Origin of the sequence: Terriglobus sp. YAF25, from assembly GCF_052113305.1 — a bacterium.
In the GTDB taxonomy this organism is placed as follows: Bacteria; Acidobacteriota; Terriglobia; order Terriglobales; family Acidobacteriaceae; genus Terriglobus.
The window spans coordinates 1-2,423 of sequence record NZ_JBFRCY010000698.1; the positions used below are offsets into that span (position 1 = coordinate 1).

Annotated in this window: 5 protein-coding genes; 1 reads left to right on the forward strand and 4 read right to left on the reverse strand. The window is 60.4% G+C overall.

Annotated features, from left to right (window positions below):
- From AB4043_RS22520 to AB4043_RS22535, 4 genes are all read right to left on the reverse strand, one after another.
- Positions 1-213, reverse strand: a 213-nt coding sequence (locus tag AB4043_RS22520) for a site-2 protease family protein (protein ID WP_442308156.1), incomplete at its 3' end; no start/stop codon positions are given.
- A gap of 227 nt (positions 214-440) precedes the next feature.
- The gene (locus AB4043_RS22525; protein ID WP_442302052.1) at positions 441-986 is read right to left on the reverse strand and encodes a hypothetical protein; all 546 of its coding nucleotides are present in this window, start codon (positions 984-986) and stop codon (positions 441-443) included.
- A 54-nt stretch (positions 987-1,040) separates the two neighbouring features.
- Positions 1,041-1,769, reverse strand: coding sequence for an SIMPL domain-containing protein (locus AB4043_RS22530; RefSeq protein WP_442302051.1), 729 nt, complete (start codon positions 1,767-1,769; stop codon positions 1,041-1,043).
- A 33-nt stretch (positions 1,770-1,802) separates the two neighbouring features.
- Complete coding sequence (locus tag AB4043_RS22535; RefSeq protein WP_442302050.1) at positions 1,803-1,988, reverse strand: hypothetical protein; 186 nt, start codon at positions 1,986-1,988, stop codon at positions 1,803-1,805.
- A gap of 74 nt (positions 1,989-2,062) precedes the next feature.
- Between AB4043_RS22535 and AB4043_RS22540 the strand changes: the two genes are divergently transcribed.
- Positions 2,063-2,338 carry a hypothetical protein gene (locus AB4043_RS22540; RefSeq protein WP_147646374.1) on the forward strand — a complete coding sequence of 92 codons (276 nt, stop codon included), beginning with the start codon at positions 2,063-2,065 and terminating at the stop codon, positions 2,336-2,338.
- The last annotated feature ends 85 nt before the right edge of the window (positions 2,339-2,423 follow it).

A 2,423-nucleotide genomic window follows, 5' to 3' on the forward strand; every position in this document is an offset into this window, starting at 1 on the left:
GAGCGGCATGTGATAGAACATCGCGATCAGCGGCATGATGACCGAACCAAACGGATCGATGTGCTTGACCGGGTTCAGCGTGACACGTCCCAGCATCCGCGCTGTGGGATCGCCAAGGCGGTTCGCCATCCATGCATGCGCGGCCTCATGGATGCTGAAGGCAAACACAAGAACGACAAATTCGAACAGGATCAGAATGACTTCTTGATTCATGGATGGCTCTTACTGTGATGGTAGCAGTGCTTCGCAATCCCGCCCTCAGAGGCTGAAAGCCCCTTTCCAATGGATAGCTGGAACGGGACGGCTAAAAGCCGTCCCCTTAAGCAAGACAATTCGCGCGAAGCGCGAATGCCCAGGTCCCCATGGGACACCACCCCAGCGAAACAAGTTCGCCGGGGACCCCGATACCTGGGGCACCCCGGGGACCTGGGTTATTTCAGTTATTTGGCTAAAACTTCGCCGCGCAGGGTTATTGGCTGGCGGTCGTCCAGTATGACACCGCGGCGGATTAGGGTGTTCTCCTCCGCCGTGATGTTGTAGCCGAAGGTCATTCGGATGCCCGAGCAGAGCTCCAGGCCTTTGCCGGCCGAGGCGAAGATGTGACGCGCCAGCATGCAGCGGAACCTTTTTCCCAGCCAGTGATTCAGCCCCAGCGGCGAGCGGTCGAAGGCCTCCCAGAAGAAGAGCAGCGGCTTGCGCGGGTAGAAGCGTGCCGCATCTACCTCCGGCAGCAGCTCTGCCTCGAAGGTGAGGTTGCGCGGGTCGAGTGACTCGATCAGCACATTCATCGGCAGCTCGGTCACGAGCGTGGAGTTCAGGCGACCGCCGTGCGGACGGCCGAGAACGATCTGGTGCAGCTCATCGCGGACGATCTCAGCGCGGCGGTCATAGCCCTCGTGCCGGGTGAACTCGTCGTTCAGGTGAGCAATCCACTTCTTGAAGATGATCTCGGCTTCGGGCGTGGGTCTGAGGTCGGTCGCTGGCATGGCGGAAGTTTAGAGCATTTTCCCTGCAGCTTGGTATCCCGGAAGGGGCGTGCTCTATTCGATCGCGAAGATGGCAGTCACGGTGGCCGAACGCTCCACCTTGCGGCTGTTGATTGCCAGCGGCTGGACCTCAGCCCTGGGAACCGCAGCCATGGTCATGCGCGCCATGGGTATAGGTCTTGGAATCTGCGGAGCCTCGTTGCTGGCGTAGACCAGCGATCCCAGCTTCGAATGCAGGCCGGCGGCCATCTGTTCGGCGATACGCTGTGCGTGGGCCAGCGCCTTGGCGGCAGCCTGTGCCTCCAGCGCTGCCTCGTCCTTCAACTGCCAGTCGATGGCTCCGCTCTGGTTCGCCCCGGCCTTCACGGCTGTATCCAGCACCTTGGCGGCGCTTTCGGGCGAGGTCTTCACGCTCCAGGATTGGACCAGGCGGAAGCGGTTCGCGGCGCGGTCCGGGGGAAGCTGCTTGATCTCAAAGTCGTTCAATGGCGAGAGGTTCTGGTTCTCGCTCTCGATGCTTGCCTTCTCTACACCGGCAGCGGTCAGCGCTCCCATGATGGCGTTGGAGATGCGCGATCCCTCGGCATAGGTGCCCTGCTCATCGCGGCCCAGCACCTGGTAGCCGACATGCACGACGGCCAGATCTGCGTCGGTGGTCACCGAGTCAGAGGCGGAGACCGAGATCGTACGGTTCTCTTTATTGATCTGCAGCGTTGGCGTCTGGGCCAGCGCGGCGATGGTGGCGGCGGATAACAGGACAACAGCGAAGAGGGGGGACTTCATTTGGGTCAAGACTCCTTACCTGCCCTTGGACGTCTACGCTTCCTTCTCAGAGAGCAGGTCGGCCAGGGTTTCTTTATGTTTCGCCTTGCGGCTTTCGGCCTTTGCCTTGGTGTCGGGCAGCGTTTGCGATGGCGGCGGCGTGCCGACACGCTCGCGCGCATTGGCTTTGACTGCCTTGGTTGCCGAGAATACCTGTTTTTTTGCCTTAGGACGTGCCATCAACTCCTACTATCACGGGAAATTCCCCTGCCGATTATGCAATACTTTGGGTCGCTGATTGAGGTGCAGTGCCCATGGAAGAGCGCGATTTTTTCAATGAGCGGGCAGAGTCCCGCAACCATACACTTACCTGTCCCCACTGCGGCCAGGCCCAGGAATACCAGCTTAATTGGCTGGTCCGCCGCAAAAAGCCTGCGCTGCAGGGCCGCGCCGACGAACGTGACCGCGCCCGCTTCGCTAAGGCCCAGAGCTACATGGTGCTGCGCGATGACCTGGTCGGCTGCAAAAATATCCGTTGCCGGAAGAGGTTCGAGGTCACCGGCATCAAAACCATGGCCTTTCTGGACTAGGGCATGCCGTCAAACTCCTGCCAGTTGGCGTCGGGAGTTTGATGACACGCCCTCAATCACGCCGCTCGTCCGGCTGTGGTTTAAT

Coding starts and splice junctions, on each gene's coding strand:
- AB4043_RS22525 (WP_442302052.1), bottom strand. CDS start 986: ATGCCAGCGACCGACCTCAGACCCACGCCCGAAGCCGAGATCATCTTC.
- AB4043_RS22530 (WP_442302051.1), bottom strand. CDS start 1,769: ATGAAGTCCCCCCTCTTCGCTGTTGTCCTGTTATCCGCCGCCACCATC.
- AB4043_RS22535 (WP_442302050.1), bottom strand. CDS start 1,988: ATGGCACGTCCTAAGGCAAAAAAACAGGTATTCTCGGCAACCAAGGCA.
- AB4043_RS22540 (WP_147646374.1), top strand. CDS start 2,063: ATGGAAGAGCGCGATTTTTTCAATGAGCGGGCAGAGTCCCGCAACCAT.